This is a genomic window from bacterium, from assembly GCA_028821235.1.
Taxonomy (GTDB): domain Bacteria; phylum Actinomycetota; class Acidimicrobiia; order Spongiisociales; family Spongiisociaceae; genus Spongiisocius.
Genome location: JAPPGV010000021.1, coordinates 1 through 15,182, shown reverse-complemented (window position 1 = coordinate 15,182; position 15,182 = coordinate 1). Strand labels below are relative to the sequence as shown.

14 protein-coding genes and 1 tRNA gene are annotated in these 15,182 nt (G+C 66.8%); 10 read left to right on the top strand and 5 right to left on the bottom strand.

Translation table 11 applies throughout. From position 1 onward, the window contains the following. The first annotated feature begins 225 nt into the window (after nt 1-225). On the top strand, nt 226-1,017 hold the full coding sequence (locus OXK16_02450) for a VOC family protein (GenBank protein MDE0374808.1): 792 nt from the start codon (nt 226-228) through the stop codon (nt 1,015-1,017). Nucleotides 1,018-1,101: 84 nt separating this feature from the next. Here OXK16_02450 and acnA read toward each other — a convergent pair whose 3' ends face one another. Continuing rightward, complete coding sequence (gene acnA, locus OXK16_02445; GenBank protein ID MDE0374807.1) at nt 1,102-3,861, bottom strand: aconitate hydratase AcnA; 2,760 nt, start codon at nt 3,859-3,861, stop codon at nt 1,102-1,104. 478 nt (nt 3,862-4,339) lie between these two features. Here acnA and OXK16_02440 point away from each other — a divergent pair, with 478 nt between their 5' ends. Continuing rightward, a complete protein-coding gene (locus OXK16_02440) occupies nt 4,340-5,431 on the top strand; it encodes an Mrp/NBP35 family ATP-binding protein (protein ID MDE0374806.1) in 1,092 nt (363 codons plus the stop codon). A gap of 37 nt (nt 5,432-5,468) precedes the next feature. On the opposite strand, the gene OXK16_02435 is transcribed toward OXK16_02440, so the two are convergent. The 4 genes from OXK16_02435 to OXK16_02420 all read right to left on the bottom strand — a co-directional run bounded on the left by OXK16_02435 (nt 5,469) and on the right by OXK16_02420 (nt 7,893). Next, complete coding sequence (locus tag OXK16_02435) at nt 5,469-6,233, bottom strand: undecaprenyl-diphosphate phosphatase (protein MDE0374805.1); 765 nt, start codon at nt 6,231-6,233, stop codon at nt 5,469-5,471. A gap of 117 nt (nt 6,234-6,350) precedes the next feature. Continuing rightward, entirely contained in the window at nt 6,351-6,887 is a 537-nt protein-coding gene (locus tag OXK16_02430; protein MDE0374804.1) for a hypothetical protein, read from the bottom strand. A gap of 72 nt (nt 6,888-6,959) precedes the next feature. Beyond that, the gene (locus OXK16_02425; protein ID MDE0374803.1) at nt 6,960-7,544 is read right to left on the bottom strand and encodes a molybdenum cofactor guanylyltransferase; all 585 of its coding nucleotides are present in this window, start codon (nt 7,542-7,544) and stop codon (nt 6,960-6,962) included. 43 nt (nt 7,545-7,587) lie between these two features. Further along, nucleotides 7,588-7,893 carry an FmdB family transcriptional regulator gene (locus tag OXK16_02420; GenBank protein MDE0374802.1) on the bottom strand — a complete coding sequence of 102 codons (306 nt, stop codon included), beginning with the start codon at nt 7,891-7,893 and terminating at the stop codon, nt 7,588-7,590. A gap of 93 nt (nt 7,894-7,986) precedes the next feature. Between OXK16_02420 and plsY the strand changes: the two genes are divergently transcribed. From plsY to OXK16_02380, 8 genes are all read left to right on the top strand, one after another. Beyond that, nucleotides 7,987-8,568: a glycerol-3-phosphate 1-O-acyltransferase PlsY gene (gene plsY / locus OXK16_02415; protein ID MDE0374801.1), complete on the top strand. Its 582-nt coding sequence runs from the start codon at nt 7,987-7,989 to the stop codon at nt 8,566-8,568. 22 nt (nt 8,569-8,590) lie between these two features. Next, nucleotides 8,591-9,409 carry a sugar phosphate nucleotidyltransferase gene (locus OXK16_02410; GenBank protein ID MDE0374800.1) on the top strand — a complete coding sequence of 273 codons (819 nt, stop codon included), beginning with the start codon at nt 8,591-8,593 and terminating at the stop codon, nt 9,407-9,409. A gap of 4 nt (nt 9,410-9,413) precedes the next feature. Further along, entirely contained in the window at nt 9,414-10,646 is a 1,233-nt protein-coding gene (locus OXK16_02405; GenBank protein MDE0374799.1) for a molybdopterin molybdotransferase MoeA, read from the top strand. Next, a complete protein-coding gene (gene moaC, locus OXK16_02400; GenBank protein ID MDE0374798.1) occupies nt 10,639-11,127 on the top strand; it encodes a cyclic pyranopterin monophosphate synthase MoaC in 489 nt (162 codons plus the stop codon). Before OXK16_02405 ends, moaC begins: the two co-directional genes overlap by 8 nt. Nucleotides 11,128-11,410: 283 nt before the next feature. After that, nucleotides 11,411-11,713 carry a hypothetical protein gene (locus OXK16_02395; protein MDE0374797.1) on the top strand — a complete coding sequence of 101 codons (303 nt, stop codon included), beginning with the start codon at nt 11,411-11,413 and terminating at the stop codon, nt 11,711-11,713. Between the two features lie 71 nt (nt 11,714-11,784). Continuing rightward, nucleotides 11,785-12,423, top strand: coding sequence for a haloacid dehalogenase (locus OXK16_02390; protein ID MDE0374796.1), 639 nt, complete (start codon nt 11,785-11,787; stop codon nt 12,421-12,423). Nucleotides 12,424-12,480: 57 nt separating this feature from the next. Continuing rightward, a tRNA-Ala gene (locus OXK16_02385) sits at nt 12,481-12,557 on the top strand. A 208-nt stretch (nt 12,558-12,765) separates the two neighbouring features. Next, complete coding sequence (locus OXK16_02380; protein ID MDE0374795.1) at nt 12,766-13,929, top strand: tyrosine-type recombinase/integrase; 1,164 nt, start codon at nt 12,766-12,768, stop codon at nt 13,927-13,929. The last annotated feature ends 1,253 nt before the right edge of the window (nt 13,930-15,182 follow it).

Here is a 15,182-nt window from a genome sequence, read left to right as displayed (position 1 = left end):
TGGCGAGTAACCAGCCCCGATACTCACACACCAGAGCCACCCAACAAGGTAAAGGCCGGGCCCGCCGGGTCGGGCCCGGGCTCCGCGATTTTCGCGTTCTTGGGTCTCCCATCTGGCGCAGCAGTCCGCTCCCGGCCGCCGCGTTCCATTCGCTTCTCGGCAGGATTGGTATGCCAGCTCCCTCTTCTAGACTCCGTGCGCTATCTGACAGGAGGACGGGAGGACATGCCGAGCAGGGACGGATACACCCAGGGGGAGCCGTGCTGGGCGGATCTCAGCACGGAGGACACCGAGGGGGCCAAGGCCTTCTACGGAGGATTGTTCGGCTGGACTTGGGAGGAGGCAGGCATGCCGGACGCGGGCATGCCGTATTCCTTGGCTCACAAGGACGGTCGCAGGGTGGCCGGCCTGGGCCCAATCTCGCCGGAGTTGACCGCGATGGGATTGCGTTCGGTATGGAACATATACCTGGCGGTCGACTCCGCTGACGAGGCCTACCGGAGGGCGATCGATGCCGGCGGCAGGGGACTCATGGAGCCGTACGACGTCATGACCGCGGGCCGGATGGCCTACATCATGGACAACCAGGGGGCCGCCATCGGTTTCTGGCAGGCGGGGGACCATAACGGCGCCCAGCTGATCAAGGAGCCCGGGACGATGAGCTGGAGCGAGCTCTACGTGCCCGATGTCGGCGCGGCGACCGGGTTCCTCGGCGCCGTCCTCGGCCTGACCGCCGAGGCCGCCGACATGGGTCCGATGTCCTACACGCTGCTCAAAGTCGGTGACGAGGTGGTGGCCGGGGTCATGGAGCCTCCCGAGAACGTTCCTACGTGTTGGAGCGTCTACTTCGGCGCCGCCGACATCGACGAGACCGCCGGCAAGGTGACCGAGTTGGGCGGCCAGGTGATGAACGGCCCCTTCCCAACCCCGCTCGGGCAAATGATCGTGGCCGCGGACACGGCCGGAGGGGTGTTCCTCGTTCACGACTACTCTACCCAGGCCGGGGGTGCGGGATGACGGGAACGGCCGGGTAGCAACCATACCGGTCCGCTGCTGCGACCGGCGCCCTCGGATTGGTCCTAAGGGATCAGTTCCACGGAGTCAGTCCGTGGCGGCCATCTCCTTGAGGACGGTGTGGAGGATCCCGCCGTTGCGGTAGTAGTCGACCTCCACCGGGGTGTCGATCCGGGCCAGTGCCTGGAAGGATGTCTCCGAACCGTCCTCCCGCCGGGCCGTCACCGTCAACAGCTGCCTCGGCGTCACGGAGTCGTCCACATCGATGTCGTAGGTCTCGGATCCGTCCAGGCCCAGCGAACCGGCGCTGTCGCCCGGCATGAACTCGAGAGGCAGGATCCCCATTCCCACCAGGTTGGACCGGTGGATCCGTTCGTAGCTCTCGGCTATGGCCGCCTTCACTCCCAGCAGGAAGGGGCCTTTGGCGGCCCAGTCCCGGCTCGATCCCATCCCGTAGTCGATCCCGGCGATCACGATGGTGGGAGTGCCGGCAGCCCGGTAGCTCAGCGAGGCCTCGAAGATGCTCTTGACCTGTCCGTCGGTGAAGTCGGTGGTCCAGCCCCCCTCCGTTCCCGGAGCCAGATGGTTCCGCACGCGGAGGTTGGCGAAGGTCCCTCTGGCCATGACCCGGTCGTTGCCCCGGCGGGACCCGTAGCTGTTGAACATCAGGGTGGGCACGCCGCACTCATGAAGGTACCTACCGGCCGGAGTGTCGGCCGGGATCGAGCCCGCCGGGGAGATGTGGTCCGTGGTGACCGAATCTCCCACCTTCACCAGCACCCGGGCTCCGCTGATGGGCGTGATGGTGTCGGTCTCCATCGTCAGACCGTCGAAGAACGGCGGGGCTTGGATGTAGGTGCTCTCCGGGTTCCACTGGAACAGGTTGGAGGGATGCGTTGTGATCTCCTGCCACTCCGGGGACCCGTCGAAAACGGTGGAGTACTGCCGGGTGAACTGATCCGACGAGATGGACCCGCTGACGATGCGGGCGATCTCGGCAGGCGAGGGCCAGATGTCCCGCAGATAGATGTCGTCACCGGCCGAATCCTTCCCGAGCGGCTCTGAGGTCAGGTCGATGTCGACCGTCCCGGCCAGCGCGTATGCCACCACCAGCGGCGGCGAGGCCAGGTAGTTGGCGCGGATGTGGGGGCTGATCCGCCCTTCGAAGTTGCGGTTGCCGGACAGAACCGATGCGACCACGAGGTCGTGGCTGTCGATGGCATCGGCGATGGGGTCGGGGAGGGGGCCGGAGTTACCGATGCACGTGGTGCACCCGTAGCCGACGTTGTAGAAGCCGAGTGCCTCCAGGTCCTCGGTGAGACCGGCCCGGTCGAGGTAGTCGGTCACCACCCTGGAGCCCGGCGCCAGGGAGGTCTTGACCCAAGGCCGGCGGGTCAGACCCAGCCGGCGGGCCTTGCGGGCCAGCAGACCGGCCCCGATCATGACCTCCGGATTGGACGTGTTGGTGCAGCTGGTTATGGCGGCGATGACCACCGACCCGTCCATCAGGTCGAAGTCCGCCCCGTCGCTCTCCACGCCCTCGGCGCCCCCGGGGTGACCGTGGCCGGCGAAGGTGGTCTCCAGATCGGCCGCCCACTGGTCCTTCATACCGCAGAGAGCGATGCGGTCCTGGGGCCGGCGCGGGCCGGCCAGAGAGGGCTCGATGACGCCCATGTCGAGTTCGATCAGAGATGAGTAGACGATGTCGTGGCTGTCGTCCCGCCACAGACCCTGGAGGCGGGCGTACTGCTCGATGGTCTCGATCAGCTCGGGCGAGCGTCCGGTCAACTCCAGATAGGAGATGGTCTGCCGATCGACCGGGAAGAAGCCGCAGGTGGCGCCGTACTCGGGCGCCATGTTGGCGATCGTGGCCCGGTTGGCCAGGGGCATGGCGTCGAGGCCGGGGCCGTGGAACTCGACGAACCGTCCGACCACCCCGTGCTCACGGAGGATCTCGGTGACCCGCAGCACCAGGTCGGTGGCGGTCGCCCCTTCGGGTAGACGTCCGGTGAGCCGGACCCCGACCACCTCCGGAACCAGCATGAAGATCGGCTGGCCGACCATCGCCGCTTCCGCCTCGATGCCGCCCACTCCCCATCCGAGGACGCCGAGGCCGTTGATCATCGTGGTGTGCGAGTCGGTCCCGACCAGCGAATCGGGATAGAGGGTGGCGCCGTCGTCCCAGACCACCCGAGCCAGGTACTCGAGGTTGACCTGGTGGACGATGCCGGTGGCGGGCGGCACCACGCGAAAGTTGTCGAAGGCCGACTGGCCCCACTTGAGGAACTCGTAGCGTTCCCGGTTGCGCTCGAACTCACGCTGGGAGTTGATCTGCAGGGCGGTGCTGGAGTTGAAGGTGTCGACCTGGATGGAGTGGTCGATCACCAGGTCGCATGGAACCCTGGGGTTGACCTTGCGGGCGGCCGAGGGATTGCCGGTCATGCGGACGATGGCGTCCCTCATGGCGGCCAGATCGACGATGGCCGGAACTCCCGTGAAATCCTGCAGCACCACGCGACCGGGGGAGAAGGGGATCTCGGACTCGGGAACCTTGGCGCCGTTGTAGGAGGCGAGCGCCACCACGTCCTCCTCGGTGACCACCCGCCCGTCGCAGTTGCGTAGCGCCGACTCGAGCAGGACCTTGATGGAGTAGGGCAGCGAGTGGATGTCGCCGTGATCCCGGACCGCGTCGAGTCGGTGGACCGTCCGGGCGCCGAGTGGCGTCCGGATCGTGGCGGCGGCTTCGAAGGGGTTGGAGAAGGGGGTGTTGGTCATGGGCACGGTACCGGTTCTCTCGCTGTTGGTCCTGGCGGGCCGGGCGTTCACGGGAAACGCCCGGACACGCATCGGATGATAATTGTCCGCGCCGGTTCAACCGGGCGCGACCGGCGCCCGATCAGAAATCGAGCGGACCGGCGGGCGCCTTGCGATGCGGAGCACCCCAAAACTGTCACACGGTGGCCGCATACTCATGATTGCGACCAAGCACCTCATACCGGCGGTCCGGGACGTCAGTCCGGCGGGACGGGGGGACATACTCTCGGGAGAAGGTCCCAGGCGGGACATAGGCGAACGCGTCTCCCGAACCAAGGCGGCGGTGGCGGGGGTGGGACCCGGTGCGGAGCACCGGTTTTTCGCGAGTTGGGACTTCGGAGCGTTCTTGAGGCAGAGGGCGTCATATATGACGCCCTGATCCTCAGGAACAGGGCACCATCTGTGACGCCCTGAACCTGAGGTTCGCCGCACGGCGGCCAGGCCGGGGGCTTGGTTTCGGGGCATAGCCGGGCCACTAACGTATGGAGCCGATTCCCGGGCGGACCCACCGATGACCGATTCCAAGACCGAGGCGCTTTCCTCGACCCTTGCCAGCACCATCGATCCCATCCTGCAACGGCCCCTTGCCCAGTTGGGTTACATAACCTCGGCCCGGACGAAGCGCCTGGGAGCGGCGGTGATAGACGTGCTCCTCCCCGTACCCGGCCCGCCGGGACATGCCCTGATCGAGACCGTCACGGCCGCGGCCCGGTCCGTTCCCGGGGTGCGTTCGGTCCAGATCCGGCACGAGTTGATGACAGACGAGCAGCGTGAGGACCTCATGAACCGGGTGAGGGGCGAGAAGCGGCCCGTCGGTGGCCCGGGCTCCTCTACCTACGTGATCGCGGTGTCGTCCGGAAAGGGCGGGGTGGGCAAGTCCTCGGTGACGACCAACCTGGCGGTGAGCCTCGCCGGCCTGGGCCACAGGGTCGGGGTGATCGACGCCGACGTATGGGGATACTCGATTCCGAAGATGCTGGGCGCCGAGGGCGCTCCGGCCGTGATCGCCGATTCGATCATCCCGCTGCGCGCCCACGGCGTGTCGGTCATCTCGATCGACTACTTCGTGCCGGACGGCCAGGCGGTGGTCTGGCGAGGGCCCATGCTCCACAAGGCCCTGGAGCAATTCCTGACCGACGTGTTCTGGGACGAACCCGAGTTCCTGCTGATCGACATGCCCCCGGGAACGGGCGACATCGCCATATCGATATCCCAGTTCGTGCCCAGGGCACGGGTCCTCCTGGTGACCACGCCCCAGCCCACCGCCAGCCGGGTGGCGTCGCGGGCGGCTCGAATGGCCGATCGGGTCGACCAGAAGGTCATCGGGGTGGTCGAGAACATGAGCTGGTTCGTGGGCGACGACGGCAAGCACTACGAGATCTTCGGATCGGGTGGCGGAGCCGACCTGGCCGAGGCGACGGGTGTGGACCTCCTGGCGCAGATCCCGATCCTGGAGGCCATGCGATCCGGCGCCGATCGGGGTGACCCTGTCAAGGTTGCCGCACCCGGCAGCGAGGCGGTGCATGCCTTCGATGATCTGGCCGCCCGTCTCGTCGAGACCCGACCCCGCATCAGGATGCATCCGGAGCTTCGGATCGGCTGACCTCGCGCGGGCCCGGGCCGGCTTGGGAGGCGCCCTTCTAGAGCCAGATCAGGGTGAGAAGCCCGGTCCCCACGCAATAGACGGCAAACGGAACGAGGCTCCGGCGGGCAAGGCGATCGATCAGGAACTTGATGGCCCAGTATCCGCACACGCCCGCCATCAGCGTCCCGATCGCCAACTCGATCGACAGGCTCGAGGCCGAGCCCAGGTTGATGAACTCCCGCAGGCCGGCGCCGAGGATGGCCGGGATGGCGATGATGAAGCCGAACCGTCCCGACTCCTCCGGCGACAGTCCCCGCAGGATTCCGGCGGTGATGACCATCCCCGCCCGGGAGATTCCGGGCAGGAGGGCCAGTGCCTGGAACAGCCCGATCACTGCGGCGTTCCCCGTGGTGAGATCCTCGGCCGTCCCGGAACCACGGCTGACGAACCGGGTCAGGAACAGCACCCCACCGGTGGCCACCAAAGCCACCCCCACGCCGGAGGCCGACTCCTGGAATCTCTCGACAGCCGATGAGAACAGCAACCCGACTATCCCGGCCGGGACCGTCGCGACCACGACCATGGCAGCCATCCGTCGGGCGATCGGATCCCGCCTGAGCCCGCCCAGTATCCAGGCGACGTCCCGGCGGTAATACGCGACCACGGCGGCAAGGGTGCCCAGGTGGAGGACCGCCGACGTGGACAGATCAGGCGGCTCGAGCCCGAAGAGGTCGGGAATGATCCGTAGGTGCCCGCTCGACGAGACCGGCAGGAACTCGGTGATGCCCTGGACGAGTCCCCAGACCACGGCTTCCAGCATGCCTCAGGAGGGTACCCGGAAGATCACGCGCAACGGGTACACGCGCTCGCGGCCCTGGTTCTCCAACTGCGAACCGCGGGAATCGTCTATCTGTCCCAGAGACCGCAGGGAGTCCGGTCACGCCGGGCCTTCGATCAGCACCGAGACACGGTCCTCGGCGATCGCCACCGCCGCCGTGGCTGCCCGGTCGGGCGGGAAGGCCACCGAACCGACCAGGCCGTCGCTCTGGTATTCACCGGGACGGACGCTGGTGACCAGGCCGCCGATCGGCGGAAGCGCCCGCTCGCCTGACGGGGGGAGGATCACCAACTGGACGCTCATCCCGGCGGTGGTCTCGGCCGGGACGGCTACGTCGAGCAGCCACCAACCGGATGGGACCAGGATCGGGGCATCGGTGGTGTCGCCGGGCAGGAGGGGATGGCCGGCCGTCAGGTCGCGGTCGGCGAACCCGATGCCCAGGACCGGCTCGAGGACGCCACCTGCCACTGTCCGCCACTCGAGAGCGCCCTCCACCGATTCCCCGCGGGCCACGTCACGGGTGACGTAGGGATGCCCGGTGCTGGAGGTAGGGCGAATCTCCACCCAGAGGCTGACGATGACCAGCAGGCCGACGAGCGACCAGCGCAGGTACGGAGGACGGGTCAACCAGAGCACGCCCGGCAACGTATCGCGGTTCCGGCATGGATTGAAGAGGCTTGTCACCAGCCTCCGGGCGCCCCGCCGCTCCTATCCGAGCAGGTCGATGCGGAAGCGCCGCTCGGCTGCGGCGATGGCGTCCTGGGAATCCATGGAGAACCACGACCGGCCGTCCTCTCCCCACGACGACCAGACCTCCCGTTCCACCCGGGTCCAGGGCACCGACCGGAGCATCTGCTGTATCGACCCTCCCGAGCGGAGTATCCGGGTGGCCTCGTCAAGGCAGTCCGGGGAGTAGGCGGCGCAGGTCACCTGCGGGCGCTCGTCGACACAGACGGCCGTCTGGTCGTTAGCCGCCCACTCGGCCAGGCGGTCCAGCGTTCCGGATCGCACCAGCGGTTGATCGACCGCCACCACCACCAGGGGGCACCTGAAGACATCCAACGCGGTCTGGAGCCCGCTCAATGGTCCGGCCGGGCCGGGTTGCAGGTCGGGAATCGCCTCCAGACCCGCTACGCCCCGGCGGCGTCCCACCATCACGACCCGGTCGAATCCGGCCATGGCATCGGCCACCCATCCTGCCATCGGGCGGCCGCCCACCTCGACCAGGGCCTTGTCGCTTCCCATGCGGCGAGACTCACCGCCCGCCAGGATGATCCCGACCACACCCCTCATTCACGTCACCGGTACCCGTTCGAGTAGCACCGGGCCGGCAGCACTAGCCGTCGTTCTCGGCGCCTGCTTTGGCGGGTTCCTTCTTGGATGCGGCGCCGTTGGAGGAACCGTCGGTCTTCTTGTCCTTCTTGTCGCCGGACCCTTCCCCCTTACCGGAGGTGGAAGGCTTGGAACGTGAGTCCGTGACGTAGAAGCCCGACCCCTTGAAGACCACCCCGGCGGGGAACAGCACCTTGCGCAGGGCGACCTCCAGGCACTCCGGGCAGGCATCGAGCGGCTCCGCCGAGAAGCTCTGGAAGATCTCGAACCGGTGACCGCATTCCTTGCACTGATAGACATAGGTGGGCATTTGCAGAGACTCCGGTCGGGACTGGGGGAACGGCCCGCGACTATGGACCGCAACGGCGAGATCATACCAGCACCCTCCTAGACTCCACCGGAGATGCTGATCGGTGCTATCGCCCTCTTCCTCGCCGCCTACCTGCTGGGTGGTGTCAACATGGCGCTGGTCGTGTCCCGGGCCAGGGGAGTGGACATCCGGGCGGTGGGGAGCGGCAATCCGGGCGCGTCCAACGTCTTGCGTGCGGTCGGCAAGGGCCCGGCAGCCGTCGTCTATCTGGTCGATCTGGCGAAGGGCCTCCTACCCGCCGTGGTCGGGTCGCTCGCCTGGTCGCCCACCATCGGAACCGTGGCCGGCCTGGGGGCGGTGCTCGGTCACTGCTACCCGGTCTACCACCGGTTCCGGGGAGGCAAGGGAGTGGCGACGGCCGGGGGAGTGATGCTGGCCGTGGCGCCCCTGGTCATGGTGGCCATGGTGATCGTCTACGGGTTGGCGCTGGCGCTATCGCGTATCTCGGCGGTCGGGTCCCTGGCGGCGGTGGTGGTCTCGATTCCGGCCTTGCTGCTCACCGGCCAGCCAGGCCCGACCGTGGCCTGGTTCGCGTTGATAATGGCGCTGATCGTCTTCCGGCATCGCTCCAACCTGAGCCGTCTCCGCTCCGGCACCGAGAACCGGCTCGCCTGATGCGCCCTACGGTTGCGCCGCGATGAGGGTGGACGTTGCGCTGGTCCCGGCCGCCGGCCGCGGAACGCGGATGCGGCCCGCCACCAACGCCATCCCCAAGGCCCTCCTGACGGTCGTGGATCGTCCCAGTATCCAGTGGGTGGTGGAGGAAGCGGCCCGGGCCGGGGTCACGGAGGTGGTGGTGGTGGTCGATCCCGACGGCGGGGCGATCATCGAGCGACACTTCGAGGAGTCGCGGTTCCTGCCCGGCCTCTCCGGTGTCAAAGTACGGACTGTCGTCCAGGAAGAGGCAAAGGGGCTGGGACATGCTGTGCTGGCCGGCCGGGAGGCCATCGGCCTGCGGCCCTTCTTCGTGATGCTGGCCGACGACCTGATCCATCCACAGGAGGATCTGCTCGGCCCACTGACTCGAGCCGCTGACCCGGACACCTCCGTGGTGTACGTCCGGAGGCTGCCCGACGAGATGATGGGTGCGAAAGGAGTGGTCGTTCCCCGCTCCGGCCCCTCCGATTCGGTGATGGAGATCCGGGGGGCGGTGGAGAAACCGGGTGCGGCCCGGGCCCCCTCCAATTACGCGATCCACGGCCGCTACCTGTTCATGCCCGAGGTGTTCGATCACCTGCCGGGCATCGCCCCCGGCTACGGCGGTGAGATACAGCTCACCGATGCCGTGGACTCGCTTGCCCGGGCAGGCCGATGCCGGGCATACGTGGCCGACGTAGAACTGCTCGATGTCGGTAACCCGCTGGGATACCTACGGGCGAACACCGTGCTCGGCCTCGCCGACCCCACCTACCGTGAGGGTTACCGCTCCATAGTCGACGATCTTCTGGTGGAATGACTCCATGCGATCCCTAGAGAAGGCTCAACGCGACGTGCTGGCGGCCGTTCCACCCCTTCCGGTGCTCGAGCTTCCCGTGTGGGACGCCCTGGGGCTGGGCCTGGCGGGCCCGGTGGTGGCGCCCCACGACGTTCCTCCCTTCACCAACTCGGCCATGGACGGGTACGCGGTGCTGGGCGCCGATGTCGGGGAGGCGCCGGTGACCCTGCGGCTTCTCGAGGATGTCCCGGCGGGCCATGTCGCGCATCAGGCCGTCCGCGGGGGCGCGGCCATCAAGATCATGACCGGCGCACCCATGCCGGAGGGCGCCGACACGGTGGTCAAGGTCGAGGACACCGAGCCCTTGCCGGACGGAGTGAGGATCATGGCGGCCACGCCGACCGGCACAGCGGTACGCCCGGCCGGGGGCGACCTGGCAGCCGGGGATCCGGTCTTTCCCGCCGGGGAAAGGCTCACGCCCCCGCATCTGGCCGTGCTGGCATCGCTGGGAGTGAGCCCGCGAGTACATCGCCGGCCCAGGGTGGCGATGCTGTCCACAGGCGACGAGGTCCTGCCGCCGGAGACCGGGAGCCTGGGTCCCGGCCAGATCCGGGACACCAACCGGCCGCTCTTGGCGGCCATGCTGGACGAGCTTGGGGTCGAGGTCGTCGACCTAGGCATCGTGGGAGATGACGCTGACGTGCTCCGCAGCACCCTGGAACGGGGGGCCGGCGAAGCCGACATGGTGCTGACGTCGGGTGGTGTGTCGATGGGGGAGTACGACCTCGTGAAGATCATCCTCCGGGAGCTCGGCACCATCGACTTCTGGAAGGTGGCGATGCAGCCCGCCAAACCCTTCGCCTTCGGCCACATCGAGGGGACGCCGCTTCTTGGCCTGCCCGGCAATCCGGTGTCGGTGATGGTGGCGTTCGAGCAGTTCGCCCGCCCGGCCCTGTTACAGATGATGGGCTGCCGGGCCTTGTTCCGGGCCCAGGCCGTGGCCCGGGCCGCCGAGACCTGGCGGACCGATCCGGCCAAGACGGTCTTCACCAGGGCGGTCACCGAGATCGAGAATGGGACGAGGCTGGTTCGGAGCAGCGGAAGCCAGTCGTCCAACGTGCTCTCTGCACTGGCCCGGGCCGATGCCTTCGCGGTCATTCCGGTGGGCACGGGATGGGTGCATCCCGGTGACCCGGTCACCATCGAGCTGTTCCGGTCGCCGGAGGCTCGGACCGCTTCGGAAGTTCTCGATGGGTGAGGGAGGCCTCACCCACACCGACGCCCGAGGCCGGGTCAGGATGGTGGATGTGGGGGGCAAGCCGGTGACCGAGCGTCGGGCTATGGCAGAAGCGCGGGTGTCCATGTCCGATGCCACGCTCGACCTGATCTTCGAGGGCGCCCTGCCCAAGGGCGACGCCATCGGTACCGCCCGCCTGGCCGGGATCATGGGCGCCAAGAGGACCTCGGACCTCATCCCGCTATGCCATCCGATCTCGCTGTCCGAGGTGGCGGTCGAGATAGAGAGGGTCTCCTCGGCGGCCCGGATCCGGGCCACGGTGCGCAACGCCGACCGTACCGGAGTGGAGATGGAGGCCATGACCGCGGTGGCGGTGGCCGCGCTGACCTTGTACGACATGATCAAGGGGGTGGAGCGGGGCGCCCGGATCGAGAGCGTGCATCTGCTCCACAAGACAGGTGGGCGCTCGGGGGACTGGTCAGCCTCCGGGCCCGGCGAGTAACTCACCCGCGCCCCCTCGCCAGAGGCGGTCACCCGGTCCGGAAATCCTTGGTATTGGCAGTGCCGGGATATAAGCTCTCTCCCGGGGTTAGTCGATCCGGGAGACGGCCTCGGAGATGCCTTGGGCCATATTTCTAGCAGTCGCGGCTGTTTGGGCGATGTTTCTCATTCCGAGATGGTGGGCCGATCGCGCCAGCCAGGGTCCCGGCTCCACACGCCCCGACTTCAGACCCCTCCAGCGATCGAACTCCGAAGCTGGATTCGGTCGGCCGATCGAGCGGGTCTTGGCCCGGTCGGACGAGGATGGCGGCCCGGTTACCCATAGAGAAGCGGTGCTGGCCCGTCGGCGCCGCATGGCGTCGGTTCTCCTAGGTGCTGCCGTAGCCAGCCTCGCCGGCTGGTTCGTTCTCAACAGCCTGTGGATGCTCCTGATACACGCCATCGTGGATGCGGTGTTTGTCTGGTACATCATGATGCTGCGCCGGATACGGGCATTCCGCGAGGACGTGAACTCTCTGTTCGCCGACCACGAATACGTTGCCCCCACCCGTGACCACTCGGCTATAAGGGTCGTGCAGCCTCGCTAGCGGTCCGTCTGGGGAAGGTCGATGGCCGCCAGAACAATCCGGTTACCCCTCGGTCACACGACCAGGTTCTGATGAGCAAGCCGGACCTGTCCTCCATCGAGAAGGTTGCGCGGGCCGAGTTGGACCCCAAGTTCGCGGCCCGCGAGGTGGCGATCGCCAACGGACGGCAGGTGATCCGGTTCTCCGCCAAGGCGATCCGTGCAGGTCACCGGGGTGAGTTGGAGAGAGCCGGAGCGATGCTGGCCGAGGCAGGGGGGCTACTGGCCGAATCGACGGCAGCCGTCGCTGATCATCCCGACATCAAGATAGGGATACTCAACGACGCGGCCAAGGAGTACGCCGAGGCCCACCTGTTCCTGGCCCTGGCCAGGGGAGACGAGCTCCCGACGGCCGCCGAGCTGGGAACGCGGATGGCGCCCTATCTCAACGGCCTGGGCGAAGCCGTGGGGGAGTTGAGGCGAAGGCTTCTCGATCAGCTGAGAGGAGAGGACTTCGCCGAGGCAGAGCGGTTGCTGGAGATCATGGACGAGGTGGTGGACCTGCTGGCCTCCCTCGACTACCCCGACGGTATGACCGGCGGCCTGCGCCGCACCACCGATGTCTCCCGCAGCCTCACCGAACGGAGCCGGGCTGATCTGACCTCGGCCCTGGTCGCCGACCGCATCCGCCAGGACATTGCCGCCCTCAGCGCCCGGCGAGAGCCCGACTGAAGCTCGCTCCCGGCTGCGTTCCCTTGCCGAAGGGTGGGTAGAATGAGTGTTCCTCCAGGGGCTGTAGCTCAGTTCGGCAGAGCACCTCGTTCGCAACGAGGGGGTCAGGGGTTCAAATCCCCTCAGCTCCACCATAACGTTTCACTCCATTCCAGAAACCACCAGTGACCAGGCATTTTATCGTTTACAGCGCCGTTGGTCGTTTCATGAGATACCAGTTGACACCCCTTAGTCCCGCACATAAAGTAGTACCAGAAGTAGTCACCACTGCCAGAAGTAGTAACTGCTCAACTGGACGGATACTACTTCTGGTACTACCTAACTCTGCAAGGAAGGGACAGCATGAACCGAGCAGGACGGCCGCTGACAGCGTCGTTTGTCCGGACGGTCAAGAGGCCAGGAAGGTACGGAGACGGCCGGGGAGGCCACGGTCTCAGCTTGCTAGTAAAGGCCACGAAGAACGGTCCCGTCGGCAAGTACTGGTCACAGCGGATAGTCATCGACGGACGCCCTACGTCTGTCGGGCTCGGAAGCTATCCACGGATCAGCCTGGCAGCAGCCAGGCAGGCGGCTCTTCAGAACCGGCAGGAGATCGACGCAGGGCAAGATCCGCGCCGCAGCCGGATCCCAACCTTCGCGCAGGCCACCGACAACGTGATCGCCCTTCATCGTGACAGCTGGAAGCGCGGATCGAGCACGGAAGTCGCGTGGCGGAACAGCTTCACCACCTATGTCTATCCGACACTCGGCTCGACGCGAATAGACCGTATCGCCACAGCAGATGTCATGGACAGCCTCGTTCCGATATGGCGCGAGAAGCCCACACAGGCTGAGCTATTGAAGCGGAGGATCGGCCAAGTCATGCGCTGGGCAATTGCGCAGGGGTACCGAACTGACAACCCCGCGGGCGAAGCCCTGGACGCCGCACTGCCCAAGAACAGCAAGCGAACCACCCACCACAAGGCGCTTCATCATACCGAGGTCTCGGCAGCGCTCGCCAAGATCCGTACGTCTCGTGCCGCCGTCTCGACCCGCCTAGCAATTGAGTTCCTGACGTACACAGCAACCCGGACAGGCGAAATTCGGGCCGCTAGATGGTCCGAGATCGACCTAGCCGACCAGGTCTGGACAATCCCAGCTGAGCGGATGAAGGCCCGCCGCCAGCACCGAGTACCCCTAGCAGACGCAGCGATTCAGGTGCTCGATCAATCCCTGCGACACTTCGGTTCCGACGGCTTGCTATTTCCCGGAAGGGACGGCCGACCGCTCGGGCATGCCAGCATCGGGACTCTGTTCCGGAGACTTAACATCGGAGGGACACCACACGGGATGCGGAGCTCATTCCGGGATTGGTGCTCAGAGTCAGGCGTACCGCGCGAGATAGCCGAGCGAGCGTTGGCTCACGTCGTCAAGGGAGCTACGGAGTCAGCCTATGCACGGTCTGACCTGCTTGAACACCGCCGTGAGCTAATGCAGCGATGGGCGGACTACATCACCAATCCGTAGGATCTCCATCAACGATCCAGGAGATTATTGCTCCGCGGCCTCGTGCTCTGACCTTCCGGCTGCGCGATTCACGAAGGATGTGCAGGTAGCGGCGCTACGTACCTCACTGCTAAGCCATGGCGCACCCCGCACGGTCGCGCATCCACCCCCTTGGGGTCGCGGTCAAACGCGACCGGTCGCGTATCTCCCTGAGCGGTCGCGCATCCCTCTGACCGGAGCCCCCGCCAGCAGTTGGGCAGGACGGACGCTCCCGACAGAGACCGAGGGGCTTGTGGGCCAACCAGCGAGGAGCGTCCGGCGGTTGTGGGGAGTGGGACATGTGTCCCGGTGAGCGAGTCGGGGTGTTCTATGTTGATGGGGGAGGGGTGGTGGCGGTCGCGGTTATGCGCGACCGGTCGCGCATGCGGTCGCGCTTCCGGTCGCGCATCCTTGTGACCTGGGGTTTTGCAGTCAGCTTGATGGAGCAGAAGCTCTGGGGGCAGCGATTGGGGGCTCGGCGGCACGGTGGCGGGCTGCGGCCCGTTGTGGTGGTGGGACATGTGTCCGGGTCACAAGGTCACCGAGGGGGACACATGTCCCTGCAGGCTTTGGGGTAGCACCGCGGCCCGGCTGGCAGGTGTGGGCGGGGGAGGGGTGGCCAGCGTGCGGTGGTGGGGGCCTGCTAGCGAGGGGTTGGTCCGGAGCCCGGGGTGCGTTTAGGGTCGTCTACCTGGGGTTTTGTGCGCATCCGGTGGGCGAGGATGGGGGTGGGGTGCGGGTAGGGGAGGGCAGCGAAGCGGGTGGTGGGTTGGTCGGTGGGCGGGGCTCGAGCGGTGGGGTGGGTAGACAGGACACGGGGAGCCGGAGAAGGAGACGTATGTCCCTGGGGGTGGGGGACGTATGTCCCTGTCGGGGTGGTCTGGGGGTGAGCCAAGTTTTCATTAAAATGAGGACATATGTCCCCATGGGTGGGGGACGTATGTCCCGCCCGGCGGTGCGCGACCGGGTTTCGGGGGTGGTGAGCCATGATGCCCGCTATGTCGCTTTACATCGCCAAGATCGGGGTCGAACACGTCGCCTACTACACCAGGCGGAGACAGCCCATGGCTGGCGGTGGAGGGGTTGGTATCAGCAGCGGGATCGAGGGGGGCCACTGTGGAGACGGGGGCGGAGGACCGGCGGCGATGGCGCACCCGCATCGAGTTGGCCAGCGCTATCTTTGAGGTTGACCCGGTTTTGTGGACACTTACAGACTTGTGATTATTGGTCATGGG

What these genes read in the sequence shown, in the direction of transcription:
- OXK16_02410 (MDE0374800.1), top strand. Translation starts at nt 8,591, where the DNA reads ATGAGGGTGGACGTTGCGCTGGTCCCGGCCGCCGGCCGCGGAACGCGG.
- OXK16_02450 (MDE0374808.1), top strand. Translation starts at nt 226, where the DNA reads ATGCCGAGCAGGGACGGATACACCCAGGGGGAGCCGTGCTGGGCGGAT.
- OXK16_02425 (MDE0374803.1), bottom strand. Translation starts at nt 7,544, where the DNA reads ATGAGGGGTGTGGTCGGGATCATCCTGGCGGGCGGTGAGTCTCGCCGC.
- OXK16_02390 (MDE0374796.1), top strand. Translation starts at nt 11,785, where the DNA reads ATGAGCAAGCCGGACCTGTCCTCCATCGAGAAGGTTGCGCGGGCCGAG.
- OXK16_02380 (MDE0374795.1), top strand. Translation starts at nt 12,766, where the DNA reads ATGAACCGAGCAGGACGGCCGCTGACAGCGTCGTTTGTCCGGACGGTC.
- OXK16_02440 (MDE0374806.1), top strand. Translation starts at nt 4,340, where the DNA reads ATGACCGATTCCAAGACCGAGGCGCTTTCCTCGACCCTTGCCAGCACC.
- OXK16_02405 (MDE0374799.1), top strand. Translation starts at nt 9,414, where the DNA reads ATGCGATCCCTAGAGAAGGCTCAACGCGACGTGCTGGCGGCCGTTCCA.
- OXK16_02435 (MDE0374805.1), bottom strand. Translation starts at nt 6,233, where the DNA reads ATGCTGGAAGCCGTGGTCTGGGGACTCGTCCAGGGCATCACCGAGTTC.
- acnA (MDE0374807.1), bottom strand. Translation starts at nt 3,861, where the DNA reads ATGCGTGTCCGGGCGTTTCCCGTGAACGCCCGGCCCGCCAGGACCAAC.
- moaC (MDE0374798.1), top strand. Translation starts at nt 10,639, where the DNA reads ATGGGTGAGGGAGGCCTCACCCACACCGACGCCCGAGGCCGGGTCAGG.
- OXK16_02420 (MDE0374802.1), bottom strand. Translation starts at nt 7,893, where the DNA reads ATGCCCACCTATGTCTATCAGTGCAAGGAATGCGGTCACCGGTTCGAG.
- plsY (MDE0374801.1), top strand. Translation starts at nt 7,987, where the DNA reads ATGCTGATCGGTGCTATCGCCCTCTTCCTCGCCGCCTACCTGCTGGGT.